We start from the raw sequence: 3,921 nt of genomic DNA, 5'->3' as shown, positions 1-3,921 counted from the left end.
GGCGGGGAGGGGGAGGAAGTGCGGTCCGGCAGCACGGGACGGTACGGGAGCGTGGAGCGGTCCGGACGGTCCGTGCGGTCCGCTCGATCTGGACGGTCCGTGCGTTCCGTGCGGTCTGGGCGGCTCGGGCGTTTTGAACGGTCCGAATGTTCCGTGCGGTCCGAGCGTTTTGAACGGTCCGTGCGTTCCGTGTCTTCCGTGCGGTCAGGGCGTTCCGCGTGGTCGGGGCGGGTGGGACGCCGCGTTGTGGAACGGTCCGGGTGGACGGGGAGGTACGGGAGGGTGGAGCGGTCCGAACGGGCCGGCCGGCCGGCCCGTATGGCCCGGCCGGGCTGGGTCTCCTCCTGCGAGGTCGGGCGCGGGCCGGGATCCGGCGCCCCGGCGGGCGCGGCGCCGGCTTCGGGGACGGGCGGCTCCACGGCGGGCGGGAGGGAGTCCAGGAGCCGCTTTCTCACCTCGGCGGTGAGAGGCGCGATCCGCGGATTGGAGATCATCTGCGGGACCGTGTAGCGGATGTTGATCGGCCGCGTGCACACGGAGCATGTGATCATGTGGGACAGCAGGTCCGTGCGGGCACTGTCGAACTCGGCGGGGGGAAGCGTCCGCTGTTCCCCCGCATCGCTGTCCTCGCCGTCCTCGCCGGGCCCGCTGAGGCCGCCGGGGAACAGGGCGTCGACCAGCGGGGAGAGCTCCGGGCAGGTGTGACGGCCGTGTTCGATGGCGTCCAGCCCGCTCACGAGCGTCTCGATCAGGTCCTGGGTGCGCGTCACGAGCCTGCCGACCTCCTCCACCGGCATCGCCAGCATGTGGGAGAGATCCAGGGTGGCCAGCTCGTGGCGGTACATCAGCCGGAGCGCCTCGGTGCCCAGCGGGTCGACGATCGTCCAGACGCGTTCGATCAGCCGGGCGTCCGGCATGCCCGGCCCGGCTTCCGGGACGTACTGCTCCCGGTAGCCGGGGGCGGCACGACAGTTGCGCCGCAGTACGGCCAGCAACCGCCCCCGGGGTGTGAGGCCCTTGGCCGCCGGCTGGGCCTGGCAGGCCGCCAGCGCGGAGGCGACCGCCGCCGGCACCCGGTCAGGGGCGAGGTGGTAGGCGGCGTAGTCCATCAGGTGCGCGCCGTGCTCGCCCACCCAGGCCGCCCCCTGGCCGGGACCGAGCACGACACGCCCAGCTCCGGAGGAGCTGCTCATTGGTCGTTGTATCCGAACGGGTCGGGCTCTACCTGGCCGGTGTCCGGCTGGATCTGGTCGGTGTCAGGTTGGGTCTGGCGGGTGTCGGGCTGGATCTGGCCGGTGTCAGGTTGGGGCTGGCGGGTGCCGGGCTGGACCTGGCGGGTGTCGGGCTGGACCTGGTTGGTGTCCGGCTGGACCTGGCGGGTGCCGGGCTGGACCTGGCCGGTGTCGGGCTCGACCTGGCTGGTTCCTGCCGGGGCGGGCGGCAGGGTGGAGGGGTCGGTCACCACGAGTTCCAGGTTCCGCTCGGGCAGTCCGGTGAACTTGGTCCAGTTGCTGACCTCCCCGGGCGACGGCTCCGCGTAGAGCCAGCGGATGAAGGCGGGCCACTGGCACGAGTCGCGGGGGATGGACGGGCTGCCGCTCTGGGGCGAATCCAGCTTCTGGAGCTTCTGGAGCTCGGCGGCCGAGTAGTTCCGGCACGGGGGAGTGCCCGGCGGGGCGATGTTGAGGTCCCACACGCCGTTCTCATCCGTGTAGCGCATGTTCTTGTCCAGCCCCAGGGCCTCCTGGGCCCGCCGCAGCAGCTCCGGGTCCTGGAAGATCGGCAGGGAGGCGCCGTTCTCGGTGATCTCTCCGTTCGGAGAGGACGGCTGGGCGGTCCGCAGCACGGTTCCGTCGGGAGTCCGGGTCGGGTTCTGGTCCGGCGAGGGAAGCTGTGTGTCCGGGTCCGGAGTGGGGAGCTGTGCGTCCGGGGAGGGCGTGACCGGGCTTGAGGGCTGGGCCGGCTGGAGGGTGCTCGAAGGGGCGGGAGTCCTCGGACGGCGGGAGTTCCTGTGGGTGTGCGAGGGGCCCGGGGTCGCCGTCGGCCGGCTCGGCTCCGCGGTGCCCGGAGGCGTGGGCGTCGCCGTGTTCGGAGAGGGCGTGGGCTGGACGGTGCTGGGGGACGCCTCCGGCCGGGAGGTCGCCGAAGGCGACGCGGACTTGGGAGTCGGCTCCTTCGGAGCGGTGTTGACGTCACGCTTCTTCTCGGTCGGCTCCGCGGGCTTCTCGACCAGGCTGCCGCTCTCCGAGATGTCGCCGGCGATCTTCTTCGTCTGCGTCGGGGAGGGCTGGGAGCGGATCGGTCTCGCGGGAGGTGGTTGCGCCGCCGTACGGCGGGGGGCCGGATCGGGCTGCGCCGCCGTACGGCGGGTGTCCGGGGCGGGTTGCGCCGCCGTCGAACGGCGGGGTTCCGGAGCCGAGGAGGCCTTCTTGGGCGGTGCCGACCCCGTGCTCCTGGGGTTTCCCGGCCGCTGCAGGGGGGCGGCGGCGCCGGCCAGGACCGCGGGAAGGTCGACGCATCCCGCCGCGCCGCCGCCGCCGACCGCCCGCCCGTCGGCGGTGGCGGTCAGGCAGAGCCGGGGGTCCTTGGACTTCTTCTTCGCGATCGTGCTGCCCTCGTCCGCGCCGGAGAGAGGGACGCCCTGATCCCTGTCGGCCGCCCCTTGGGACTTCCACGCCCGCTCGCCGTCGGCCAGGTGGTAGGTGCCCGCCGCCAGACGCAGCACCTGCCCCTCACCGGGATGGGAACGGGCGGCGATGACGGTTCCCAGCCCGGCGCCGGCCCCGAACACGCCGATTGCGATGCTTACAGTGATCACCGTCGCGCGTGAGGCCTTACGTGAGGGTGTCATCATGGATGTTCCTCTTCTTCCAGGGGGGTGTCAGTCGCCGTGGCTCTCCAGGACATCGCTCCACTCACCCAGCACGCGGACGGGCTCAGTGGAACCGGCGGGGGGGACATGGGCTACGTACATGCGTCCGTAGGTCGCGCTCACCGAGTGGGTGAAGGACCTGTTCTCGGTGCGGACGGCGGCCGAACCCTTCAGGGTGACCTTCGCACCCACGCGCTGAGCCTTGCGCGCGTCGGTCGAGCGGGCGGCATACCAGACCAGTGCGCCCCCGTCACTGGTCCTCAGCGCGCGCACCGGGCCCTCCGGCACATAGGAGAGCTTGAGGGTCCAGCCGGCCTCCTCCAGCTGGGCGCGCTCCTGCTGCCAGAACGTCACGGTGTCGCTCGTCCACGGCCCGTCGGCGAACGCCGGGTCCAGCTCGGCGTTCTCCATGCTCGCCAGGTGGGCACGGGCGATCTGGCGCGGGGTCGCGAGCAGCCCGGGGGCGTTCTCGGGCAGGCTCGTGGCGTAGCCGTCGGAGTCGGTTGCGATCTTGGGGAACCGGGCGGGAGTGGCTCGCGTGTCGGCCGCGGAGGCCACCAGCCGCCATCCGGCGGGGGTGGAGCTCATCACGTCGGTGATCCGGGCGACGCCCGGATCGTAGGAGACCGCCACGAACCAGTCGGGGCTGCCCTCGACATGGCGGGGAACCCACACCTGCGGGTTGGGCCATATCCCCGACGCCACCGACGTGCCCTCCAGCCGGGCGGTCTTGAAGCTCGCCCGTGTCATCTCCAGCGCCAGCCCGTGTTCCAGTTTCCCCATCGCGCCGTGGTTCAGCGCGGCCTGAGCGGCTGACAGGCCTCGCTGGTAGTTGCCGTGGATGCGGTACACCTGCTTGACGGAGAGCTGGGACGCGCGGGCGCGGGTTCGGGCCGAGGGGCCGACGGAGGGGCCGACGGAGGGAGGGACCGTGACCCTGACCCTCGCCCCGTCCGTGGAGGCCTCCTTCGCCTGGGAGGACGGTCCGGCCGTGCCCCTGCCGTCCGGCGGGGATGGGGCAGGCGTGGCCCTGGCTCCGGGGGCCGGGA

2 protein-coding genes and 1 pseudogene are annotated in these 3,921 nt (G+C 72.6%); all 3 read right to left on the bottom strand.

The window, feature by feature from the left end; all coding sequences use genetic code 11:
• Positions 1 to 1,193 (bottom strand): annotated as a pseudogene (locus tag CA984_RS42960) (hypothetical protein); the annotation flags it as partial.
• A complete protein-coding gene (locus CA984_RS46855; protein WP_165781635.1) occupies positions 1,190 to 2,854 on the bottom strand; it encodes a hypothetical protein in 1,665 nt (554 codons plus the stop codon). The gene CA984_RS46855 and the pseudogene CA984_RS42960, both read right to left, overlap by 4 nt.
• A gap of 27 nt (positions 2,855 to 2,881) precedes the next feature.
• Complete coding sequence (locus CA984_RS42945; RefSeq protein WP_133061966.1) at positions 2,882 to 3,724, bottom strand: DUF8094 domain-containing protein; 843 nt, start codon at positions 3,722 to 3,724, stop codon at positions 2,882 to 2,884.
• Between the last annotated feature and the right edge of the window lie 197 nt (positions 3,725 to 3,921).

This window comes from Streptosporangium minutum, assembly GCF_002149035.1.
In the GTDB taxonomy this organism is placed as follows: Bacteria; Actinomycetota; Actinomycetes; order Streptosporangiales; family Streptosporangiaceae; genus Streptosporangium; species Streptosporangium minutum.
The sequence above is the reverse complement of the archived record's forward strand: the minus strand, read 5'-3'. Positions and strand labels throughout refer to the sequence as shown.